This is a genomic window from Nocardia cerradoensis NBRC 101014, assembly GCF_000308535.1.
GTDB lineage: Bacteria > Actinomycetota > Actinomycetes > Mycobacteriales > Mycobacteriaceae > Nocardia > Nocardia cerradoensis.
In genome coordinates this window covers 1-22763 of record NZ_BAFW01000378.1, presented here as the reverse complement: position 1 = coordinate 22763, position 22763 = coordinate 1, and the positions used below count along the sequence as shown (strand labels likewise).

The following is a 22763-nucleotide window of genomic DNA, read 5'->3' as shown; positions in this document are numbered from 1 at the left end:
GCCACCGTATCGCGAAAGATGCTGTACGAGAAGTTGTTTCGTGCGAAAGCGCACAAACGGGTGCGCTGCCGGTGTAGTGCGGACGTGAGCGGGTAGCCGCCGGAAGTGCGTAATCGACGGGGGCGGTGGCAGCGGGCGGTGAGATGCCGCTTCGCCGAACCTGCCACCGAGATGTGAACCGAGGAGGACTGATGCGGACGGTGACGTCCATGCCGCAGCAGATCACCGTGGACGAACAGGTGTGGATCCCGATGCCGGACGGGGTGCGGCTGGCCGCCAAGATATGGCGGCCGGTCGCCTCCGACGACGCCCCCGTGCCCGGCATTCTCGAATACATCCCGTATCGCAAGCGGGACCTGAGCGCGGTGCGGGATTCGATTCACCACCCGTATCTCGCCGGTCACGGCTACGGCTGTGTCCGGGTCGACCTGCGCGGCACCGGCGAGTCGGAGGGCGTGCTCGCCGACGAGTATCTCGAACAGGAGCATCTCGACGCCGAAGCGGTGCTCGCCTGGATGGCGGCGCAGCCGTGGTGCAACGGCCGGCTCGGCATGATGGGCATTTCCTGGGGCGGATTCAACGCGCTGCAGGTGGCGGCTCGTAAACCCGCGGGCCTGGAGGCGATCGTGATCTCCTCGTTCACCGACGATCGCTATTCCGACGACATGCACTACATGGGCGGCGCCCTGCTGTCGGACAACATCGCCGAATCCGCGACCATGTTCGCCTACAGCACGCTGCCGCCCGATCCCGCGCTGGTCGGTGACCGCTGGCGGGAGATGTGGCTGGAGCGGCTGGAGAACTGCAGCCTCTGGGCCGCGAATTGGCTCGAGCACCAGCGCCGCGACGACTACTGGCGGCGCGCGTCGGTCTGCGAGAACTATGCCGACGTCCAGATTCCGGTGCTGGCCTCCAGCGGCTGGGCCGACGGCTATTCGAACGCCGTCGCACGGCTGCTCGAGAATCTGGAAGTCCCGCGCAAGGGGCTGATCGGCCCGTGGTCGCACAAATATCCACATCTCGGCGAACCCGGCCCCGCGATCGGCTACCTGCAGGAGGTGGTGCGCTGGTGGGACCACTGGCTGCGCGATATCGACAACGGTGTGATGGACGGCCCGATGTTGCGGACGTGGATGCAGGACAGCGTGCCGCCGTCCACGTCGTACGAACAGCGGCCCGGCCGCTGGGTCGGTGAGCCCGCGTGGCCCTCGCCGCACGTGCGGGCCGTGGCGCACCCGCTGGCCCGCACTCGGATCGCGCGCCCGGACGAGCCGGTGTCCCCGGCGGCGCTCGCGGTCGAATCGCCGCTGTCGGTGGGGCAGTTCGCCGGGAAGTGGGCGTCCTACAGCGCGCCCCCGGATCTGCCCTACGACCAGCGCGAAGAAGACGGCGGCTCGCTGGTGTTCGACACCGACGAACTGACCGAGCGCTGCGAGATCCTGGGCGCGCCGACCGTGACACTGGAGGTGTCGGCCGACAAACCGGTCGCGATGATCGCGGCCAGACTGTCGGATGTCGCCCCGGACGGCCGCGCGACTCGGGTGACCTACGGCCTGCTGAATCTGACCCACCGCGACGGGCACGACGAACCGGAACCCCTGGAACCGGGCCGGCGCTACCGCGTCACCGTACAGCTCAATGCCGTGGCCCAGGCCTTTCCGGCCGGGCACCGGATCCGGTTGTCGCTGTCCACGTCGTACTGGCCGCTGGCGTGGCCGCCGCCGGAACCCGCGCTCGTCACCGTGTACACCGAGGGCAGCGCCCTGACGCTGCCGATCCGGCCGATCGCCGAATCCGACGATGTCGCGGTGCGGCCGTTCGAGGAACCCGAAGGCGCCGAGCCGATGCGCACCACCCGGATCAGGCCGGGGGAGCAGAAGTGGACGGTCTCGCGCGATCTGATCGACTACCGATCTGCCCTCGACATCGTCAAGGACGCCGGCCTGATCCGCTTCGACGAGCACGATCTCGACGTCGACCGCCGCGTCCACGAACGCTACAGCTGGAAGGCGGACGAATTCTGTTCCGCCACAGCGGAAACGTCGTGGTCGATGAGTTTCGCCCGTGGCGACTGGCGGGCCCGCACCGAAACCCGGACCCGCGTCACCTGTACCCCGACCGACTTCTATGTCCACGCCGAACTCGACGGATTCGAGGGCGAACAGCGAATGTTCTCGCGGAACTGGAAGAGGGTGATTCCCCGTGACCATGTGTGACCTGGAACCGGTAGGACCGGTGAATCACGCGAAACCGAGCCTGCGCAGCCGCATGCTGATCGCCGGTATGCGAATGACGCACGCGGACAAGACCTTTGCCGACCCGCAAGCGCTGCGGGAGAGTATTCGCAAGAGCCAGCGGCCGGACCGGGACCGCCCGCCGGCCGAATTGCACACCCACTATTGGGTGACGCGCCGGAACATGCGGGGCCGGCCGGTGTACACCATCCGGCCGCTGGAGGGTGGCACCTCACGCCATGTGCTCTACCTGCACGGTGGCGCCTACGTCCACCAGATTCAGCACGACCACTGGAAGTTCCTGGCCCGCCTGGTCGACCGGACCGGATGCGCGGTCACCGTGCCGCTCTACCCGCTCGCCCCCGCACACCACGGTGACGACACGGTGGCGATGGTGCGCGCCGTACACGACGAGGTCTTCGCGCACACCGCGTCGGAGAACAAGGTGTTCATGGGAGATTCCGCCGGTGCCGCGCTGGCGCTGGTGCTGGCACGCCAACTCGGCGCGACCGGGGCGGTGACGCCCAAGGAGGTCGTGATGATCTCGCCGTGGCTCGATGTCACCATGACCGATCCCATGGCCCGGGCCCTCGATCCGTGCGACCCCTATCTCGGCGTCGCGGGACTGGCCGAGGCCGGTCGCCTGTACGCCGGCGACCTCGACCGGCGCGATCCGATGATCAGTCCGCTGAATGCCCCCGCCGCGACGCCCGGGCGGCTCAGTCTGTTCATCGGCACCCGCGACATCCTGCTGGCCGATGCCCGACGTTTCCGGGCGCGGTGCGTGCGTGAGGGTGTCGATCTCGGTTACTTCGAATATCCGGGGATGTTCCACGCGTGGCATCTCTCCGAGGTTCCCGAGGCCCGCCACGCGTTGCGCCAGCTGGTGCGGATCGTGCAACGCCCAGCGCCCCGGAGCGACACCGGGGAATCGATGTACGCGCCCGCGGGGGACGTTTCGAAAAGAGGAAGCTTGTGAGTACTGCCGACATCTTCGTGATCGGTCTCGACGACGGAAATCTGCGCACCCTGGAATTGATTCCGGACGCGCCGCAATTCCGGTTCCACCGATTGCTCGGAATCGAGGAAACCCAGGAGGGTGAGATTCCGATCGAGGACCTGCTGCACAAGGCCGAGGAGGCCCTGAAGGGCTTCGACGGGGATATCGCGGCCGTGGTCGGCTACTGGGATTTCCCGGTGACCGCCCTGGTCCCGATGTTGTGTGAGCGGTTCGGATTGCCCAGCGCCGATCTCGAGGCAGTGGTCAAGTGTGAGCACAAATATTGGAGCCGGATCGAGCAGAGCAAGGTGATCGACGAGATTCCGAAGTTCGGAATCGTCGACCTGGACGGCGAGCCCCGCCTGCCCGAGGGAATGACGTATCCGGTCTGGCTCAAGCCCGTCAAGTCCTTCTCCTCGGAACTGGCGTTCCACGTGCACGACGACCGCGAGTTCGAGGCGGCGGTCGAACAGATCCGCGAGGGCGTCGGCCGGGTCGGGAAACCGTTCGAATTCGTTCTCGACCGGGTCGACCTTCCTCCGGAGATCGCCGCGATCGGCGGCCAGGCATGTCTGGCCGAGGAGACCCTGACCGGCGTGCAGGCCGCGACCGAGGGATACGTCTATCGCGGGCAGGTCACCGTGAACGGCGCCCTGGATTCCATCAATTACCCCGATACGCCGTGTTTCCTCCGGCATCAATATCCGTCCCAGTTGCCATCCGAGATCGTGGCGCGGATGACCGATATCTCCGAGCGCGTCATTTCCCGGATGGGCCTGGACAATTCGACGTTCAGCATCGAATTCTTCTGCGAGCCGGACACCGGACGGGTGTCGGTGCTGGAGATCAACGCCCGTCATTCGCAATCGCACGCCGACATGTTCTATGCGGTGGACGGCGTGCCGAACCACCACTGCATGGTGCGCTTGGGCCTCGGCCTCGATCCGCGGTTGCCGAAGGGGCAGGGCCGCTACGACATCGCCGCCAAATGCTATTACCGCCGCTTCTCCGACGGGATCGTGACCAGAGTTCCCACGGCCGCGGAGATCGAGCGGATCCAGGGCGAGATCCCGGGGGTCACCATCGAAGTGGTTCCCGCCGAAGGGATCCGGCTGTCGGAGATGCCCGCGCAGGACAGCTACAGCTACGAACTGGCGGACATCTTCATCGGCGCCGACAGTGAAGCGGATCTGGTCGACAAATACGAACGCTGCGTCGCCGCCTTGCATTTCGAATTCGACGACGTGGACGACGAGGTGGACTAGGCGCGGCGCTCACCGTCGGCGCGCGGTGCCGACGACGAGGGGCACGATGGTCGGCATCATCGTCGGCATCCGGGTGTGTGCGATGTCCTCGATATCGAAATCCGCTGCGGCGAGCAGGCTTTCGAAGTCGCGATTGGCGTGGCAACCGTCCGCGAGGCGTCGTTGCAGCGGTGTCAGCACGTCCTGGACGCCGGCGCGCAGGCCGGTGCCGCGGACGTGTTCGTGGAACAGGAACCGGCCGCCGGGACGCAGCACGCGATGCACCTCGCGCAGCGCGCGGGCCGGGTCGCGCACCGAGCAGAACACCAGCGACGCGGTGACGGTATCGAAACTGGCTGCCGGGAAATCCAGCCGGTGCGCGTCGCCGTCCACGACGGTGACGGGCCCGGTGCGGGTGTCGGCGCGGGTCGTCAATCGGGCCCGCAGTGCCGGATTCGGTTCGAGCAGGACGAGTTCGTCCAGGCCGTCCGGATAATGCGCCACGGACAGTCCGTCGCCGGCCCCGATTTCGAGGGTGCGGCCGGAGGCGCGGGAGAGCTGGGCCCGGCGCAGATCGGCCTGTCCGGCGCGTTCGACGCGGGACATGAAGCCCGGATACCAGCTGGCGAAGAAGCGTTGGCCGAGAGTTGCGGTGGTCATGGGAACGAGTGTGGCGGGCGGCGGCCCTTCGCGTCATGGCCCGTTCGGGCCATAATCGATGTCGGATGATGCGCCGGCCTCGACGGCCGCCGCACGAGAGGTGGCAGCATGGTGCGCGCCGAGGAGCAGGCGATCCACCGGGTGCGGACCGTCGGCGGCGAGGTCGCCTGTTCGGTGGTCGGCAGCGGTCCCGCCCTGCTGATCGGCGGATGGTGGTGCAGCCACCTGCTCCTCAACTGGAAGGATCCGCTGTTCCGGGCCTTCATGTCCCGGCTGGCGACTCGATTCACCGTCATCCGGTACGACCAGCCCGGGCGCGGTATGTCCGCGACCGCGGCGCCGGTCGATCCGGACGGTGAAATCGCCGTGACCGCCGAGATCGTCGATGCGCTGGGATTCGAGCGCGTCGCCGTGTTGGGCGCGTCGTCGGGCTCGGCGGTCGCCGCCGGACTCGCGGCCCGGCTGCCCCGCCGGGTCCATCGGCTCGTCCTCTACGGATCGTTCGCCCGCGGCGCGGACATCGCACCGGAGGGAGCGCGCCGCGCGCTGGTGGATGCGATTTCCGCGCACTGGGGCCTGGGCTCCCGATTGCTGGCCGATGTGTTCGTCCCCGGCGCCGACAGCGCCGAACGCGAACGCTTCGCCCGCTTCCAGCGGCTGTCCGCGACGGCCGAGCAGGCCGCGCGATCATTGTCCGCCACATACGAACTCGACGCCACCGAGTACCTGGCGGCCGTGACCGTCCCGACCACCGTGCTGCACCGCAGGGACGATCGCGCGGTGCCGTTCGCCCTCGGCGTCGACGTCGCCCGCCGCGTGCGCCGCGCGACCTTCGTCGAACTGTACGGCGAGGACCACTTCCCATGGCGCGGTGACGCGACCGCCGTGGCCGACGCGATCCTGCGCGGGCTGGGATATCCGGTGCGGTCCCGGCCGCCGCCGCCGGGCCCCGAAGCGGTGACCGATCGCGAGCGCGAGATTCTGCGTCTGGTGGCCGAGGGGTTGACCGACGCGCAGATCGGCGAGCGGCTGACCTTGAGTCCCCATACCGTGCACCGGCACGTCGCCAACGCGCGCATCAAGCTCGGTGTCCGCTCCCGCGCCGCCGCCTCGGCCGCGATCCGAACGGATCGCCCCGACCGCACCTCCTGATCCCGCCGCGCGCCCCGGGTTCATCGCGGCGACACCGGGTAGCCCGACAGTGCCGGCCGATCGGACGGTACCGAACGACAGTTGGGAAGGAGACTGGAGATGGTCAGCTATCCACAGAGCACCGCGGTGGACCGGCCCACCGGGCGAGAGGCCCGCCATGGCGGCCCGGGTGGTGCGTCGGTTGTGACGATCGACGGATTGGTCCTGCTGGCGGGACTGTTCACGGCCATCACGCCGTGGGTGATCAACGATTTCTCCGTCGCCCCTAAATTGGTCATCCAGAATCTGATCCTCGGTCTCGCCGTGGCGGTGATCGGCCTGGTGATCACCGCGATGCCGACGCACGGTTACGGCCTGAGCTGGGTCCTGATCCCGATCGGCGTCTGGCAGATCATCAGCCCGTGGGTCGTCGGCGAACGTCCCACGGGCGTGTTGTGGACCAATGTGGTGATGGGTGCGATCGTCACCGTTCTGGGTCTGGCCGCAGCCGGGTTGCTGGTGACCACGGCCGTCGGTGACCGGCGACCGCACGCCGCGGCGGCCCACCGTTGAGTCGCGACAGTGCCGGGTCGCCGGAGCGTGAACCGCTCCCGCCGGCACGGCGCGCGTATGGAGATCGGCGAGCGGGGTAGTCGCCGCCCTGACGGCAACTATCCTGCTTCGTCTCCGGAATGGAGTTGATATGCGCTTCGATTCGATGCGCGCGGCGGCGCGCGTGCTGATGGGCTCCACCTACGCGGTACTCGGCGCGGACGCGTTGCGCGAGCCCGGACCTCGGCCGGAGGCGGCGGCGCCGACCCTCGCCGCGGTGCGCTCGGTCGTGCCGCTGCCCGCGGACGACAAGCTGCTGGTACAGGTCAATGCGGGCGTCCAGGTAGCCGGTGGCGTGTTGCTGGCACTGGGCAGACTGCCCCGCCTGTCGGCGCTGGCTCTGGTCGCTTCGATGGTGCCGACAACCATTGCCGGCCATGCGTTCTGGGCGATCGACGACCCCGGCGCGCGCAAGCCGCAACAGGTGCAGTTCCACAAGAACATGGCGATGATCGGCGGGCTGCTGTTCGTCGCCTCGGACAAGCGGGGCGGTTGACCGGCGCCGCCGCGGCTACGGCTGCATCTGCGCGACCGAGTCCTCCGGTGTGCTCCATACCCCGTCGCGCAGCGTGTCCAGAATGCGGGTCAGCAGTCGTGACACGTGCATCTGGGACACCCCGAAGTGCTCGGCGATCTCCGATTGCGTTTTCGATTCGAAGAATCGCAGGACGAGGATGTCGCGGTCGCGCTGCGGCAGATCGGCGATGAGCGGCCGGACCGCCGCGGCCTGCTCGAGCAGTTCGTAGCAGGGTTCGTCGACGCCCAGCGCGGCGGCCGCCGTGGACGGTGCGTCGTCGCGTTCGGTGCGGGCGGCGTCGAGGGAATCGCACTGGTAGACGTTGGCGGCGACGAGTGCCTGGGTGATGTCGATGATGTCGACGTCCAGCTCGGCGGCCAGTTCCCGGGCGTTGGGCGCACGGCCCAGGCGCTGGGTGAGCGGATCGCCCGCCTTCACGATCCGGTGGCGCAGTTCCTTGTAGCGGCGGGGTACGCGGGCCGCCCAGGTGTGGTCGCGGAAATGTTTGCGCACCTCGCCCATGATGGTGGGGACGGCGAACCCGAGGAACGGCGCGCCACGGCCCGGATCGAAGCGGTCGACGGCGAGGACCAGCCCCATGCGGGCGGTCTGCAGCAGGTCGTCGTAGGCCTCGCCGCGGTTGAGATAGCGGCGTGCGATGTGCTCGGCCAGCGGCAGGCACAATTCGATGATGTGTTCGCGCAGTGCCCGCCGATGCGGGTCGGTGGCGTCGAGGTCGGCGAGTTTGTCGAACCACGGTTCGATGTTGTCGTAGCTGTCGCTACGCGACCGGGCGCCTCCGGTCCGGTGGGTTCGTGCGGGATGTGTCATTCGGGCCACTCCGTTTCCGTCGTATGCGACGACTTGGAGCGAGCACCTCGATCACGCAAGCTCAACGGTCTTGCGCCTGCGCACGGATGTTCGCATTCGGCTATCGTTCGCTCGGCCTGCGCCGGAGTTTCGAAACAGGTTGGCGTGCAACGCATCTGTGTGGTGCACAATCGGACGCTCGGGGGCGGGCGGATGCGCGCCGTTCGCGTACCGGACCGATCCTACGGACCGTCCGGTCCCGTCGGTCGAGAACCGGACAGGATCCGGTATCGGTTGGGCCACGGAACGGATGCCGCCGCGCATCGTGCCGTCACGGCCGCCTTCCCCGCCCCCCTCGGCAGGCATCGTCGCAGGTGAGGGGCGTGCCCGGGCCGGGGAGTAGGCTGCGATCATGGTCGCCAGCGGGCACGAGGACGGCGTCGAACGGGTGGTGGGCGCCGGTGACCCGCAGGGCGTCGGCTGGTTCCGATTCTGGTTCGCCGAAGGGCGATGGGAGTGGTCGGACGAGGTCGCCAGGATGCACGGTTACGCCCCCGGGCAGATCGAACCGACCACCGAACTGCTGCTCGAGCACAAACATCCCGACGACCGCGATCGGGTCGAGGCCACCATCGTCACCTCGGTCGAAGATCACGCGCCGTTCTCCAGCAGGCACCGCATCGTCGACACCGGCGGCACGGTCCGCGATGTGCTGGTGGTGTCGGAGCCGATGCTCGACGAGTCGGGCGAGGTGATCGGCACGCAGGGCTACTACGTCGATCTCACCGACTCGGTCGACCAGCAGCGCCGGGAACTTTTCGAGGAGGAGCTGCCCGCCGTGATCGAGCGCCGGGCGGCGATCGAACAGGCCAAGGGGATCCTGATGTTCGTCTACCGGATCTCGGCGGAGCAGGCGTTCCGGGTGCTGGCGTGGCGATCTCAGGAAACCAACGTCAAGCTGCAGGAATTGGCCGCGCAGCTCGTCGGCCGTCTGGACACCATGCCCCCGGTGCCCGTGTCCACGCGGACCCGTCTCGATCATCTCCTGCTGACGCTGCGCCATCCGGGCACGGACGGGAAGTAGCGCGTGGCCGTGCCGGCTTAGGCGGCCGGTTCCGGGTGAGCCGTCGGGGTGTGGACGATGTCGTAGTAGGTGGCCCGGTCGGCGGCGTCCGGATGGACGCGGTAGGTGAAGGTGGTGCCGTCGAGTGTGACTATCTCCACGACACGGCGGAATTGTTCCTGTCCCGCAGCGTTTTTCGCGACGATGGTGCGGGTGCGGCCGTCGGGGGATACCGACCAGTCGCCGTGCATCTTCGGGGTGTCGTCGAGGTTGTACATGGTGAAGGTGCCGTCGGGATCGAAGTAGGCGAAACCGACGTAGTTCGCCACAGTGCTGTCGGTCCGTGCGACCGGGCGCCCCTGGGCATCTCGTGCCGCGGTGGTCTCCCACGGGGTCGAGGCCAGCAGCGCCGCGGGCGATCCGGCGGACGCCGGCGCCGGGGCGGAGGAGGTCGCCGGGGCGGGCGGATTCGCGCCGGTGTCGTCGTGGCCGCCGCAGGCGGCGAGCAATCCGGCGGCCGCGACTGCCGCCAGTGCGGAAGCGAGTTTGGACAAGGCGCATTCCTCTCGGTCGTGTGCGGCCGCTTCGAGGTCGGCCGGCCTCGCGGTGCGGAGGGCGACGCGGTGGCCACGGCATTGAGCCTGCACGAACAGGAGATATAGCGTCCAATACTTGTACTCGATGTCCGACATTGGTGCTGTCTATAGCAGGACGCATTCCAGTGCCAGGAACAGCGGCCGAGTGAAATGTTCATCCCACCAAGGGGTTTCGCGGCGCTGCTGGTCGGTGGGCCGGGGTTCACGCATGGCGGTGATCGCGAACCCGGCGGTGGTGAGCATCCCGATCGTCGCTTCCAGTGAATACAACGCTTGCACGGAGGCGGCGGGGGAGCGCGTCCCCGCGACCTCGAAGCGCTGTTGCACGATGCATCGTCACCATCACCAGTCGCCCGGCAGGGCGCACGACGCGGGCGAATTCGACGAATCGCCGCCCGGGATCGGACAGCCCGTGCGGCAGGCGGTTGGCGACCACCAGATCGACGCTGTCGTCGGGCAACGGCAGCGCGGCCACATCGGCCTGCCGGAATCGTGCGCGGGCGGGATCGTGTGCCGGATGGCTCGCGGCGGCCGCGACGAATTCGGCGCAGGTGTCCACACCGTCGACGAAACCCGCTCCGCGCGTGATCAATTCGCGGGTCAGACAGCCTTCTCCGCATCCGGCGTCCAGGATGTGCAGGCCGGCGCAGTCGCCGATGAGCGCGAGCAGTGCCGGGTCGGTGAGGCCGCTGCGGTACGGGTCGAGGTCGTCGCGCACGATACGAATCCAGAACTCGGCGTTGGCCGCGTACGCGTCCGAGATGGGCTCGTCTCCCAGCACGTTCGCTCCCAGCTGCGATCGGGACGGCCGCCGCGCCGTGCGGCGGAATTCGGTATCGAAGTGTAGACCGTGGTGACGGGATATCGCATGCGGAACACTATCGCGAAACAAAGGCCGTTTTGATAGCATTTCCGCAGCCGGTATTCGCCGGAAATGCGGATTCGGGGCGGCGAGATGCGGCCCGGAAATTCATGGCCGGGTCGGTCTGCGCATCGGCCGGAAGGAGTCGGTCGTGGCTCGAATAACGCCTGCGGAAAAGTCGGAGTGGTCGCCGGATCTGGTCGGCTTCATCGGCGAATTTCGCTCCTCGGTACTCGGTGACACCCCGGCCGACACGCACCCCGCCGGGGCCAACCTGCTCGGCACGCTCGCGCGATATCCCGCGCTGGCCAAGGCATTCCTGAGCTTCAACGGCCACCTGCTCTACGGATCGACACTCGGCGACCGGCAGCGCGAACTGCTGATACTGCGCGTCGCCGCGGTCCGGCAGTGTGACTACGAATGGGCCCAGCACGCCATTCTCGCCGAAATAGCGGGAATGGCGAAGGCGGAAATAGAAAGAATCGCGGCGGCGGTGCCGGACGACGAATGGGTGGCTGCCGACAGAGCGTTGCTGACAGCCACCGACGAATTACTGTCCGACGGTGTGGTCGGCGCCCGGACCTGGGAGATTCTCGCCGCCGAATTCGAGCAGAACCAACTCATGGATATCGTTTTCACCGTCGGCACCTACGATATGTTGGCCATGGCGCTGCGATCGTTCGGCGTGGAACCCGACGACGACCTGAAGCCCTATCTGCCGCGGCATCGGTAACCGCGCGTCCACCCGCCTCAGGTGTTGCGGCCGCCGTTCACGCCGATCACCTGCCCGGTGATATAGCCGGCCTCCTCGCTCACCAGGAATGCGCAGGCGGCGGCGATATCCTCCGGCAGCCCGATCCGCCCGACGGGAGTAGCGTCGATCTGCTTGTCCACATCGATGAAGCCACGCTCGGCGGTCGCTCGCATCATGGGGGTATCGATGAATCCCGGCGGAATCGTATTGACCGTGACGCCTTTTCGCGCGAACTCCAGCGCGAGCACCTTCGTCAACCCCAGCACCCCGGACTTCGAGGACACGTAGGCGGCCATCGCCGCCGCGCCGCTGTGAACACTCGACGAGGAGATGTTCACGATCCGCCCCCAGCCCTGCTCGACCATATCGGGCAGCACGGCCTGGCAGCAGTCGAACGTACCGGTGAGGTTGACCGCCAGCACCCGCGCCCACTGCTGCGCGGTGATGTCGAGAAACGGCCCGGACGTGGTGATCCCGGCACTGTTGACCAGAATCGACGGTCGGCCCAGCTCGTCGCGCACCCGCTGCACACCGGTGTCGATGGCGCCGCGGTCGGACACGTCCACCGCCACCCCGATCGCCTTGCCGCCGGCTTCGCCGATCTCCCGCGCCGCGCGATCGGCCGCCGCGCCGTCCAGGTCGAACACCGCCACGGGCGAGCCGTCCGCGGCCAGCCGCCGGGCGATAGCGCCGCCGATCCCGGACGCGCCGCCCGTCACGATCGCCGTGCGGCCGCTCATTTGATCGACTCCTGCCCGACCAGGGTGGACCGATGCATGCGCCGCGGCTGCGACCGATCGAACGGACAGGCCCGATGCACCAGACCCGTGTTGTCCCAGATCACCATGTCGCCCACCGTCCACCGATGGCACAGCACCCGGTCCGGGGCGGTCGCCCGCGCCAGCAGATCGTCCAGCAGTGCCCGGCCCTCGTCCGGGGCCATACCCACCACGTGATCGGCCGAGGCTCCGAAAACCAGTGAGCGGCGGCCGGATTCGTGCGTCCACACCAGCGGATGCTCCCGTCCGCCGCGGCGTGCCCACTCGTCGAGCTGTTCCGGCGTCGGATCGGCGTATGTCAGCCGCTGAATGGCCTCGAAACTGTGCCACACCCGCAAGCCCTCGAACCGCCGCTTCTCCTTCTCGGACAGTTCGTCGTAGGCGACGTAGGTGCTGGCGAACGCGGTTTCACCGCCCGTCTCGGTCACCACGTGGGCGCTCATGATGGACGCCTTGGCCGGCACCTCGTCCATGAAACCGTCCAGATGCCAGTAGTCGTTGCTGGCGAAATACTCCACATTGGGGTTGTCCGGGTCGAAACTGATCTCCATCACGTCCGGATTCGGGTACAGCGGAAACTGCACCAGCTCACCGAGTTTGCGGCAGAACGCGGCCTGCGTCTCGTCGTCGGCGTGCAAGCGCGGGAACAGCAGCACACCGTGTTCTTCGAGCGCGTTCAGACATTCCTGCGGCAGGTCGTCGTCGCTGCGGAGACGATCGAGGTCGACATCCTCGACCCGCACGCCGACCGTTTCGCTGAGTTTCGTGGTTTTCACGCGCCCTCCTCCGGTGCGTATCCGAGAATCGCCTTGGTCTCGAGGTACTCCTCGAATCCGTATGCGCCCCATTCGCGTCCGTTGCCGCTCTTGCGGTAACCGCCGAACGGGCAGGCGAAGTCGAAGCCGTCGTTGATCGCCACCGAACCCGCGCGGATGCGGCGGGCCACCGCGCGGGCCTGCTCCAGGTCGGCGCCCGCGACGAAGCCGGCCAGCCCGTAGTCGGTGTCGTTGGCGATCTCGATCGCGTGATCGAGCGAGTCGTAGCCGAGGATGGTGAGGACCGGCCCGAAGATCTCCTCGCGGGCGATCGTCATATCGTTGCCGACATCGGCGAACACGGTCGGCTTCACATAGAACCCGACATCCAGCCCGTCCGGGCGACCGGTGCCGCCGGTGACCAGGGTGGCGCCCTCGTCGATACCTTTGCGGATCAGCGCCTGGATCTTGTCGAACTGGGCGCCCGAGACCACCGGGCCCATCGCGACCTCGCCGGTCGGATCGCCGACGGTCACGGTGCCGGCGGCCGCACGGGCGGCGTCTTTCGCCTCGTCCATGCGGGCCGCGGGCACCAGCATGCGCGATCCCGCGCTGCAGGTCTGGCCGGAGTTGGTCATCATCGTCACCACGCCCTTGGCGACGTTGGCGGCGAAATCGGCGTCGTCGAGCACGATGTTCGGGCTCTTGCCGCCGAGCTCCTGGGTGACCCGCTTGACCGTGGGCGCGGCATTGCGGGCGATATCGATACCGGCCCGGGTGGAACCGGTGAACGAGATCATGTCGATATCGGGGTGGCCCGACAGTGGCACCCCCACGCCCGGCCCGTCGCCCTGAACCAGATTGAACACCCCGGCGGGCACCCCGGCCGCGTCGAGGATCTCGGCGAAGATCTGCCCGGTGAACGGCGACTGTTCCGACGGCTTCAAGATGACCGTGCACCCGGTGGCCAGAGCCGGAAACACCTTGACCGCGATCTGATTCAGCGGCCAGTTCCACGGCGTGATCAGTCCGCACACGCCGATCGGTTCCTTGACCACCAGCGAGGCGCCCTGGCGCTGCTCGAAGCGGTAGTCGGCGAGTGCGGCGATCGCGGTGTCGAGATGCCCGGCGCCCAGATCGACCTGGAAACCGCCCGCGAGCGCGGCCGGTGCGCCCATCTCCTCGGTGAGCGCCGCCGCCAGATCGTCACGGCGGCGCTGATATTCGTCCGCGACGGCCCGCAACACCGCCAGCCGATCGGCGACCGTGGTCGCCGGCCAGGTCCCGAACGCGGTCCGCGCCGCGGCCACGGCCCGGTCCACATCCTCGGCCGATCCGGCGGCGACCCGGCCGCAGACCTGCTCGGTCGCCGGGTTGATCACCTCGATGGTCTGCGTGGACGCGGGGTCGACCCACCGCCCGCCGATGTAGAACGTCAGATATTCACGCATGAGCCGCCCGTCCTTCTCTCCGGATGCGCTGTGGGGCAGGGTCTGTCGAGCACTACTGCATTCCTTCCGCGTACCAGGTGCGGAATTCGTCGTAGCTGGGCATCTCCTCCGAATTGGCCTTCGGGTCGACGGCCACGTGCACGACCCCCGGCTTACCGCTGGCATAGGCACGTTTGATCGCCGGTGCGATGTCCTCGTCGCGTTCGACGTATTCGCCGTGGCATCCGAAACCCTCGGCCACCTTGTCCAGACGGACACCGGTACTCCAGTGCACACCCGTTTCGAGCGAGCCCTGCCCGAAGGTGCGTTTGTACACGCCGACCTCGAGTCCCCACGCGTAGTCGACGCCGACCACGCAGACCAGCGGCAGATTCAGGCGGGCGGCCGTTTCGAGTTCGGCGATCTGGAACTGGAACGAGGAATCGCCGGTGATCAGCATGACGGGCCGGGTGCCGCCGTCGGCCACCGAGGCGCCGATGGCGTAGGGCAGCCCGGTGCCCAGATGTCCGAAGTTCTGGTTCCACATCACGTCGTGCGGTTTCGCCTGCGAGTACGTCCAGCCGAAAATCGTGGTGGCGCCGCCGTCCCGGGCCATGATGCCGTCGGCGGGAAAGGCTTTCGTCGCCTCCACGATCAGGCGCGCCGGATGGACCGGGCTCATCCCACTGGGCGCCGATTCGGCCAGGTCGGCCAGCCGGGCGGCATCGCGCTCGATCCAGCCCGCGAGCTCCGGTGACGGTGTGCGGGGAGTGTCACGCAGCGCCTCGACCAACTGGGGGACCACCGCCCGCAGATCGCCGACCAGCGGCACGTCGATGGGCCGGTTCACCCCGATGGCGGCCGGATCCTGTTCCACCAGAATCCATTTCCGCTCCGCTTCGCCCGCGAGCCAGTGCCGGCCGCGGCCGTAGTGCACCGGTTCGCCGAGTTCGGTGCCGATGGCCAGGCACAGGTCCGACTGCACGACCGCCTCCACCGCCGACGGGGAGAAACCGTAGGGAAAGGTGCGATCCTCGAGGCCGGGAATGTAGGAGGTGCCACCGGAGGTCTGGATCACCGGGGCGGCCATGAGATCGGCCAATTGCCGCACCGATTCCGCCGCCCGCGCGGTGTGCACCCCGTGCCCGATCAGCAGGATCGGCTGCCGCGCGGCCCGGATGTGCTCGGCCGCCTCGGCGATGCGATCCGCGCCCGCGGTCTGGCCGACGAGGCGATACCGCTGCGGTGGCAGGGCCGGCGGCAGATCGAGCTCCTGCTCGATGACGTGCGAGGGATATTCGATGTACACCGGTCCCGGGGTGCCCGACAGCGCCTTGCGCAGGCTCTCGCGGATGATCTCGTCGGTCTGATCCGCGTATTCGATACTGGCGCTGTACTTCACGGAATTCTCGACCAGACCGGCCTGCTGCACGAACTGGATCCGGCCGCGCCGCACCCGCTGCTCGGTGATCCGGGCCCGCTGCCCGCCCAGGAAGATGATCGGCGAATTCTCCACCTTCGCGCACATGATGGCGCCGGACAGATTCGCGATTCCGGGTCCCAGGGTGCCGATGCACACCGCGGCCTTGCCGGTCATCCGCGAGACGCCCTCGGCCATCATTCCGGCCGATTCCTCGTGATGCGGCGCCACCACCTTCCAGCCGCGCTCCTCGGCGCGGTGGAACAGGTGGACGAAATTGGGGTCCGGAATGCCGAAGATGGTGTCTATACCCTCGGCCTCGAAGAGTTCGAGGATCCGTTCGTAAACCTTCACTGCTGTTTCCCTTCGGTCGCCATCGCGAAGCTGCGGCCGATGTGATCGGCGTGCGCGCTCAGCGGCGGCAGGATCCACGAGTTGTCGGTGTTGCGGATGTCGTCGATGCGCGCGGCGACCTCGTCGACGGTCCAGGACGGCTGATACACACCCGGCGTCTCGGCGATATAGGCGCGTGCCACCCGGCCCGCGATCGCGACCAGCAATTCGCCGGTGAGACAACAGGATTCGTGCGCCAGGTACGCGACCGCCGGGGCCACCAGTTCCGGGCGCATATCCGGATAGGCGGAGGTGTCGATGCCGTCGGCCATCCGGGTCAGCGCCGAGGGCACGATGATGTTGCAGCGCACCCCCGCCTCGGCGCCCTCGAGGGCGACCACATTCGACAGCCCGATCATGCCCGCCTTCGACACCGCGTAATTGGCGACCGCCCGATTGCCGTAGAGGCCGCCGATCGAGGAGGTGAGCACCACCCGGCCGTAGCCGGCCGCGCTCATGACCGGGAAGGCCGCGCGCACGGTGTGGAAGGCGCCGCGCAGATGCACATCCAGCACGGCCTCGAAATCCTCGTAACTCAGTTCGGTGAGCGATCCGTAGCGCACGGTGCCGGCATTGTGGATCAGGATGTCGAGGCGTCCGAACCGGTCCAGCGCCGTGTCCACGATCGCCCGCCCGCCCTCCGGGGTGGCGACCGACGCGGTGCACGCCACCGCCGTGCCGCCCGCGGCGGCGATTTCGGCGACCACCTCGGCGGCGACTCCGGCGTCGGGATCCTCACCGCGCATACTGCCGCCGGGATCGTTGACCACCACCCGCGCGCCACGCTCGGCCAGCAGCAGGGCATAGGCCCGGCCCAGACCGCGCCCGGCGCCGGTGACCACCGCGACGCGATCGTCGAATCTCAGTTCGGACAACGGCTTATCCTCTCGCGCATCGTGTTCCGGGCTAGCTGCTCAGCGTCAGGCCGTCCAGATCGCCGGCGGCACGCCAGGCCTGCAGCAGGTCCTCGAGGACGTAGAAACCACCCCAGAACGGGTCACCGAGGAACGAGCGGCCGTTCGGCTCACCCTCGCTGTTGTAGTAGCCGGGGGTGCATTCCGTGACGAAGGTGCTGTTGTCGACGGTGTTGGCCCGGATCGTCTGCACCCACGCCTCCTCGGCCGCCGCGGTCGGCTCCACGCGGGTCGCGCCGCGCGACTGCGCCTGGGCGATGATGTAGGCGATGTGGTCGGCCTGCTGTTCGTACATCAGCGTGGTGGCCGCGGTGACCCCGCCCTGAATGAATCCGGTCGCGAAATGGTTCGGGAATCCGTGCGCCATGATCCCGTGCAGCGTGCGAAAACCCTTGCCCCAGTGCTCGTACAGCGATTTGCCGCCGCGTCCCGCGAAGGGTGCGATGTCGAACTGGCGATCCAGTGCGGTGGTGATCTCGAAACCGCTGGCGAAGACGATGCAGTCGACCTCGTATTCGACGCCGTGCGCGACGACGCCCGTGCGCGTGATCCGTTCGACGCCCTTGGTGTCGGAGACGTCGACCAGCGTCACATTCGGCCGGTTGAACGTCGGGAGATAGTCGTCGTTGAATACCGGCCGCTTACACATGTTGCGGTAGTACGGCTTCAACTTCTCCGCGGTCTCGGGATCCTCGACGATCTCTTCCACGCGCCGGCGCAATCGCTCCATGGCGCGGTAGTCCTCGATTTCCTTGAGTTCGAGGAATGTCGCCGGATCGGCCAGCGCGGCCCAGCCGTCGGTCTCGTTCAATTTCGCGGCCAGATTGCGGGCGACCTCGGTCCAGCCGTCGCAGATCAGATCCGGTTCGCCGGGGGAGTAGAAGGCGAAGGCGGCGTTGTGGAAATTGCGCTGCCTTTCGGTGCGCCACCCCGGTTGCAGTGAGGCTGCCCATTCCGGATCGGTCGGGTGATTGTCGCGCTCGAAGATATAGGACGGCGTGCGCTGGAAGACCGTGACATGTTTCGCCCCGCGCGCCAGATGCGGAATCACCTGGACCCCGCTGGCGCCGGTACCGATGACCGCGATCTTCTTGTCGCCGAGACGATCCAGGCCGCCATGCAGGTCACCGCCGGTGTAGTCGTAATCCCACCGCGCGGTGTGGAAGGTATGTCCCTCGAATTCGGTGATCCCGGGAATGCCGGGCAGTTTCGGCCGGTTGTAGGGCCCCTGGCACATGATCAGGAAGCGGGCGCGGATCTCGTCGCCGCGGTTGGTGGCGATTCGCCAGCGCGCGATCTGCTCGTCCCATTCCAGCGCGCGCACCAGCGTATGGAAGATCGCCTTGTCGTAGAACCCGAAATGTTTACCGATGCGCTGGGCGTGTTCGTAGCATTCGTCGCCGTGGGAGAATTTCTCCTTCGGAATGAATCCGGTTTCCTCGAGTAGCGGCAGATAGCAATAGGCGTCGGAGTCGACCTGGATGCCCGGATACCGGTTCCAGTACCAGACACCGCCGAAATCGCCGCCCAGTTCCACGATCCGGAAGTCGGTGACGCCGGCCTGCTGCAGCCGGTGGGCGGTGATGAGCCCGGCGAAACCCCCGCCCAGGATGACGACCTCGATATCGGCGTCGATCGGCGCGCGCGGGACGACCGGCAGGTGCGGGTCGGCCTCGTAGAAGTCCGCGAATTCGCCGGCCGCCTCGAGGTACTGCTGCTGTCCCTCCGGGCGGAGCCGCTTGTCGCGTTCGGCCAGATATTTCTGCCGCAGGGCCTCTCTGTCGACCTCGGGGGTCCGGGTAGGGGCGCAGGGTTTCATCGGAAAATCCTTGTGGGAGTGAGTATCGTATCGGGGTCATTCCAGCTCGGTCGGCGCGCCGGTTCCCATGTATTTCGCGAGGTTGTGGTGCAGATTGACGATCGTGCGCTCGCGGTAGGGGTTGGGTTTCGGGCCGGAGAAGCCGCGCGATTTCATGCCCTGCTGGACGGCGGCCATATTGTCGAAATCCTGTGGCAGCACGGTCCGCCAGCCCGGATCGCCGACCGGGGTGTAGATCCATTCGGTCTGCGGTTCCGCGCCGGGCGGGAACAATTCGAAGACCGCGGCCTCGAAGACGCACTTGTCCGGGTCGTAGCCGTAGGGCCGGAATCGGTAGCACAGCATATTGTTCAGTGCGTGCCCGATCTGGAAATTGGGGAAGATCTGCCAGGCCGTTCCGCTTTTCGCGACGATGTCCGGATCCACGGTCGGCCACACCACGCCGCGTTCGGCGTCCTCCTTGCGGCAGGTGTCGAGCCAGTAGCGCATCACCTGATCGGGGGGAGTGTCGGCGGGAAGTTCGTCGGCGAGCCGATTCGCGACCTCCACCATCGTCTCGGTGGTGTTGGTGTTGGCGTTCTCCCAGGTGAAATTCTGCAGTTGCGCGGTCGAGATCCGGGCGTCGGGACCGGCGCCGATCCGCAGTTTGCCCTGGTTCTCCTCCATCCCCTTGGGGGCGTCGTAACCGATATTGCTGTGCCTGCCCTGGGCGCGGCCCCAGCCGAGGAAATTGCCGAAATTCATGAATTCCGGATGGGTGTAGGGGACGTGATAGGTCTCCATGAACGCCTCGAAGGCGACCTTCCAGTTGCAGTCGAAGGTCAGCCAGCGCCGCCAGCGGTACCGCATGTTCTCCAGGTGGAACGGATCCAGCAGGGAGGCAGCCGGTTCCAGATAGTCGCGCAGCGGTTCGCAGCCGGAATCGAGATTGATCCACACCCAGCCGCCCCAGGTATCGATGCGCACGGGCGGCAAACCGTCGTTACGTTCGGTCAGCCCGCACGTCCAGTCGCCGCGTTCGGGCACGAACGTGTTGCGGCCCTCGAGGTCGTAGCGCCAGCCGTGGAATCCGCAGACGAACTGTTTGCGCTGCCCGTGTGCGTCGTGGGCGCCCGGCGGGGTGTCGACCAGCCGGCGGCCGCGATGCGCACACACGTTGTGGTAGGCGCGCAGCGTATCCGCCGCCGTGCGCACGACGATGATCGAGTCGTCGAGGATGTCGTAGGTGAGGAAATCGCCGACCCGGGGCAGCTCCTCGACACGGCACACCTGCTGCCACACCTTCGCCCACAGCTTGTCGCCCTCGGCGCGGGCGTAGTCGGCACTGATGTAGGCGTCGACGCCGATCGTCATCGGCGTCGACAAGGGTTGCGCCGCAGTCGTTTCGGTGATGCTGTCGGCAGTTTCGGTCATGACTTCTCCTGACGGCGTCTCAGCGTGTGATGGCGGCGCGGAACCCGTCGTCCTCGAGGAACAGCGAGGTGTTGTCCGCGCCCAGATGGGTCCATTTCAGGTTCAGCCCGCCGTCCACCAGCACGGTCTGCCCGGTGATGTAGCTCGACAGGTCGGACAGCAGGAACAGGATGGGCCCGGCCTGTTCCTCCGGCCGGGCGCGGCGGCCCATGGCGATGGCACGGCGATCGCGCTCGGGGTCGGCGCCCACGTAGGTGCCCGAGGCGGGCGTCGCGGTGACGCCCGGGGCGACCGCGTTGACCCGGATCCCGTCGAGGGCCAGTTCGGCGGCCAGGGTCCGGGTCGCGGCCACGAGTGCGGCCTTCGCGGTGCCGTAGGCGATGTGGAAAGGGGCGGCGTTCATTCCGCTGATCGACGACAGCGACACGATGGACCCGGGCAGGTGCCGTGCTTTCAGTTCGGCGGCGACCGCCTGGCTGAAGAAGAACATCGTCTCCAGATTCCATTCCAGCAGCGCCCGCCAATCCGCGCGGGTGACCCGGGTGGCCGGCATCCACGTCGCGGGTGCGGCGCCGCCGGCGATATTGACCAGCCCGTACAGGTCGCCGTCGGCCGCGCGGGCGTGGTCGAGCACCGTCGCGATGCCCTCGTCGGTGGCGGCGTCGGCGGCCACCGGGACGATCGGAAGTCCTTGTGCCGCAAGGGGTGCGATATCGGCGTCGAGTTTGTCGCGGGAGCGGCCCACCGCGATCACGGAGGCGCCCGCCTCGGCGATGCGCCGGGTGACCGCCGTGCCGATGCCGCCGCCGCTGGCGCCGGAGACGATGACGACCCGGCCGTCGAGTCCGAAGAAGTCGTCGACAGTCACCGCGCTCACCGGCCGTCGCGCCGGATCGCGAGGACGCTGCCCTCGGCGTCGCCGGAGAGGTAAAGCGTGCCGTCGGGTCCGGCGGCGATACCGCTGAACGGTCCCTGCGGTCCGGAGAACGGCAGCAGTCCCTTCAACGGTTTGGGTGTCACCCCGGGCGGGGCGCCCACCGGCAGATTCCGCGCGATCACCTGGCGCGCTTCGGTTTTCGGGTCCAGGCCGATCAGTTCTTTGGCCTCGACGTCGACGATGTACACCAGACCGTCGTGGATTGCCAGGCCGTGCGGGCAGCCGAGCCCGTCGGTGATCGTATCGGCCGTCGAACCGTCGATCGCCACCACCCGGCCCGCGCCCGCTTCGGCGACCAGGCAGGTGCCGCCCGCGGTGAATGCCACGCCCATCGGATCATGCAGCCCGCTCGCGAGCAGTTCGGTGCGCCCGCCGCGCACGGCGTGCACCATGCCGGTGCCCCGGTCGGCGACCGCGACGGTGCCGTCGGGGGCGACCGCCACACCGTAGAGCTGGTCCAGGCCGTCGACGATCACCTCGCTCTCGCTGGCGGCCGGGCGATAGCGCGAGACCGACCCGTTGCCGGTGACGATGAGGTCCCCGTCGCCCGTCGCGGTGAGGCCGCGGATGTAGCCGGGATAACCGGGGCTGAAAAGCATTCCGGCGGTGTGCAATTCGCCGCCGGGCGGGACGGCGAGCAGGAAGGTGCCGTCGGCGATGTACAGGGTGCCGTCGGGGCCGACGGTCAGATCCAGCGGCCAGGTCAGTCCGTCGGCGAGGGCGGTGCGGGTGGCCCCGCCGGCGAGGATTTCGGTGATCTTGCCGGTGAAGCTGGAGACGAACAGCCGCTCGCCGACGAAGGTCAGGTTGTCCAGGCCGGGGCCGACGGTGGCGAGCACGGTTCGCTCGCCGTTGCGCGGATCGATGCGCACCACCTCGCCGGTCGCGACCTGGGTGGAGACGATGCGGCCGGCGGCATCGAATTTGACCGCATCCGGTCCGCCCAGGTCGGCCGCGACCCGCTCGGGTTCACCGCCGTCGGGGTCGATGCGCCAGATCTCGTTGCTGCCCAGCAGCGGATAGTAGAGCTTGCCGTCGGGCCCGACCTCGAGCGCATTCGGCATCGGCAGGCCGTCCAGCAGGATCCGCGGCGCGCCGCCGGCCGGATCCAATTCCATCAGCCGCCCACCCGGGCGGCACTCGTCGACGAACAGCCGGCCCTGGTGGAAGGTGATGCCGTTGGCGCCGGGGAGATCGTCACGGAGGACCCGGGTTTCGCCCTTGCCGTCGCGGATGCTGACGCGGCCGTCGTAGTACTCGGTGATGTAGAGCTCGCCGTCGGGTGCGAAGGCGATGTCGTCGGGCGCGACGATATCGCTGCCCATCGCGCTGATCGTCTCCAGGTCGCCGGAATTCGGGTCCAGGGCGCTGATCTGGCTGCCCGCCACCTGCGCGACGTAGATCCGGCCGTCGGCGCCGG

At 67.9% G+C, this 22763-nt stretch carries 21 protein-coding genes; 8 read left to right on the top strand and 13 right to left on the bottom strand.

The window, feature by feature from the left end; translation table 11 throughout:
* Positions 1 to 191: 191 nt before the first annotated feature.
* From ON23_RS32775 to ON23_RS32765, 3 genes are read left to right on the top strand one after another with little or no spacing between them, the layout of a single operon-like run.
* Entirely contained in the window at positions 192 to 2216 is a 2025-nt protein-coding gene (locus ON23_RS32775) for a CocE/NonD family hydrolase (protein WP_039783240.1), read from the top strand.
* Positions 2209 to 3213: an alpha/beta hydrolase fold domain-containing protein gene (locus ON23_RS32770; protein WP_051043679.1), complete on the top strand. Its 1005-nt coding sequence runs from the start codon at positions 2209 to 2211 to the stop codon at positions 3211 to 3213. The genes ON23_RS32775 and ON23_RS32770 overlap by 8 nt, the downstream gene beginning before the upstream one ends.
* Entirely contained in the window at positions 3210 to 4499 is a 1290-nt protein-coding gene (locus tag ON23_RS32765; protein ID WP_039783238.1) for an ATP-grasp domain-containing protein, read from the top strand. The genes ON23_RS32770 and ON23_RS32765 overlap by 4 nt, the downstream gene beginning before the upstream one ends.
* A 9-nt stretch (positions 4500 to 4508) precedes the next feature.
* On the opposite strand, the gene ON23_RS32760 is transcribed toward ON23_RS32765, so the two are convergent.
* Complete coding sequence (locus ON23_RS32760) at positions 4509 to 5138, bottom strand: class I SAM-dependent methyltransferase (protein ID WP_039783236.1); 630 nt, start codon at positions 5136 to 5138, stop codon at positions 4509 to 4511.
* A gap of 108 nt (positions 5139 to 5246) precedes the next feature.
* Between ON23_RS32760 and ON23_RS32755 the strand changes: the two genes are divergently transcribed.
* The 3 genes from ON23_RS32755 (at position 5247) to ON23_RS32745 (ending at position 7377) form a co-directional block, all read left to right on the top strand.
* Positions 5247 to 6290, top strand: a complete 1044-nt coding sequence (locus ON23_RS32755) for an alpha/beta fold hydrolase (protein WP_051043678.1) — start codon at positions 5247 to 5249, stop codon at positions 6288 to 6290.
* A gap of 99 nt (positions 6291 to 6389) precedes the next feature.
* Positions 6390 to 6842: an SPW repeat protein gene (locus ON23_RS32750; RefSeq protein ID WP_051043677.1), complete on the top strand. Its 453-nt coding sequence runs from the start codon at positions 6390 to 6392 to the stop codon at positions 6840 to 6842.
* A 130-nt stretch (positions 6843 to 6972) separates the two neighbouring features.
* Positions 6973 to 7377 (top strand): DoxX family protein, encoded by a 405-nt coding sequence (locus ON23_RS32745; RefSeq protein ID WP_039783234.1) that lies wholly within the window; start codon positions 6973 to 6975, stop codon positions 7375 to 7377.
* A gap of 15 nt (positions 7378 to 7392) precedes the next feature.
* Here ON23_RS32745 and ON23_RS32740 read toward each other — a convergent pair whose 3' ends face one another.
* Positions 7393 to 8229 (bottom strand): RNA polymerase sigma factor SigF, encoded by an 837-nt coding sequence (locus ON23_RS32740; protein WP_051043676.1) that lies wholly within the window; start codon positions 8227 to 8229, stop codon positions 7393 to 7395.
* 391 nt (positions 8230 to 8620) lie between these two features.
* Here ON23_RS32740 and ON23_RS32735 point away from each other — a divergent pair, with 391 nt between their 5' ends.
* Positions 8621 to 9292, top strand: a complete 672-nt coding sequence (locus ON23_RS32735) for a PAS and ANTAR domain-containing protein (RefSeq protein ID WP_039783232.1) — start codon at positions 8621 to 8623, stop codon at positions 9290 to 9292.
* Between the two features lie 17 nt (positions 9293 to 9309).
* Here ON23_RS32735 and ON23_RS32730 read toward each other — a convergent pair whose 3' ends face one another.
* Entirely contained in the window at positions 9310 to 9825 is a 516-nt protein-coding gene (locus ON23_RS32730; RefSeq protein ID WP_039783258.1) for a DUF4822 domain-containing protein, read from the bottom strand.
* Positions 9826 to 10069: 244 nt separating this feature from the next.
* Positions 10070 to 10648, bottom strand: coding sequence for a class I SAM-dependent methyltransferase (locus ON23_RS36370; protein ID WP_051043675.1), 579 nt, complete (start codon positions 10646 to 10648; stop codon positions 10070 to 10072).
* A 232-nt stretch (positions 10649 to 10880) separates the two neighbouring features.
* On the opposite strand from ON23_RS36370, the gene ON23_RS32720 reads away from it, so the two are divergent.
* The gene (locus ON23_RS32720; RefSeq protein WP_039783230.1) at positions 10881 to 11462 is read left to right on the top strand and encodes a carboxymuconolactone decarboxylase family protein; all 582 of its coding nucleotides are present in this window, start codon (positions 10881 to 10883) and stop codon (positions 11460 to 11462) included.
* Positions 11463 to 11479: 17 nt separating this feature from the next.
* Here ON23_RS32720 and ON23_RS32715 read toward each other — a convergent pair whose 3' ends face one another.
* From ON23_RS32715 to ON23_RS32675, 9 genes are all read right to left on the bottom strand, one after another.
* The gene (locus ON23_RS32715; RefSeq protein ID WP_039783228.1) at positions 11480 to 12223 is read right to left on the bottom strand and encodes an SDR family NAD(P)-dependent oxidoreductase; all 744 of its coding nucleotides are present in this window, start codon (positions 12221 to 12223) and stop codon (positions 11480 to 11482) included.
* Positions 12220 to 13038, bottom strand: a complete 819-nt coding sequence (locus ON23_RS32710; RefSeq protein WP_051043674.1) for a TauD/TfdA dioxygenase family protein — start codon at positions 13036 to 13038, stop codon at positions 12220 to 12222. Before ON23_RS32710 ends, ON23_RS32715 begins: the two co-directional genes overlap by 4 nt.
* Positions 13035 to 14468, bottom strand: a complete 1434-nt coding sequence (locus ON23_RS32705; protein WP_039783227.1) for an aldehyde dehydrogenase family protein — start codon at positions 14466 to 14468, stop codon at positions 13035 to 13037. The genes ON23_RS32710 and ON23_RS32705 overlap by 4 nt, the downstream gene beginning before the upstream one ends.
* A gap of 52 nt (positions 14469 to 14520) precedes the next feature.
* Entirely contained in the window at positions 14521 to 16221 is a 1701-nt protein-coding gene (locus tag ON23_RS32700; protein ID WP_039783225.1) for a thiamine pyrophosphate-binding protein, read from the bottom strand.
* Positions 16218 to 17135, bottom strand: a complete 918-nt coding sequence (locus ON23_RS32695) for an SDR family NAD(P)-dependent oxidoreductase (RefSeq protein WP_039783223.1) — start codon at positions 17133 to 17135, stop codon at positions 16218 to 16220. The genes ON23_RS32700 and ON23_RS32695 overlap by 4 nt, the downstream gene beginning before the upstream one ends.
* Positions 17136 to 17166: 31 nt before the next feature.
* Positions 17167 to 18993 (bottom strand): flavin-containing monooxygenase, encoded by a 1827-nt coding sequence (locus ON23_RS32690; RefSeq protein ID WP_039783221.1) that lies wholly within the window; start codon positions 18991 to 18993, stop codon positions 17167 to 17169.
* 36 nt (positions 18994 to 19029) lie between these two features.
* Complete coding sequence (locus tag ON23_RS32685; protein WP_039783219.1) at positions 19030 to 20406, bottom strand: aromatic ring-hydroxylating oxygenase subunit alpha; 1377 nt, start codon at positions 20404 to 20406, stop codon at positions 19030 to 19032.
* A 19-nt stretch (positions 20407 to 20425) separates the two neighbouring features.
* Complete coding sequence (locus ON23_RS32680; RefSeq protein ID WP_039783252.1) at positions 20426 to 21274, bottom strand: SDR family NAD(P)-dependent oxidoreductase; 849 nt, start codon at positions 21272 to 21274, stop codon at positions 20426 to 20428.
* A 5-nt stretch (positions 21275 to 21279) separates the two neighbouring features.
* On the bottom strand, positions 21280 to 22763 hold a 1484-nt coding region (locus ON23_RS32675; protein ID WP_039783217.1), incomplete at its 5' end, for an SMP-30/gluconolactonase/LRE family protein.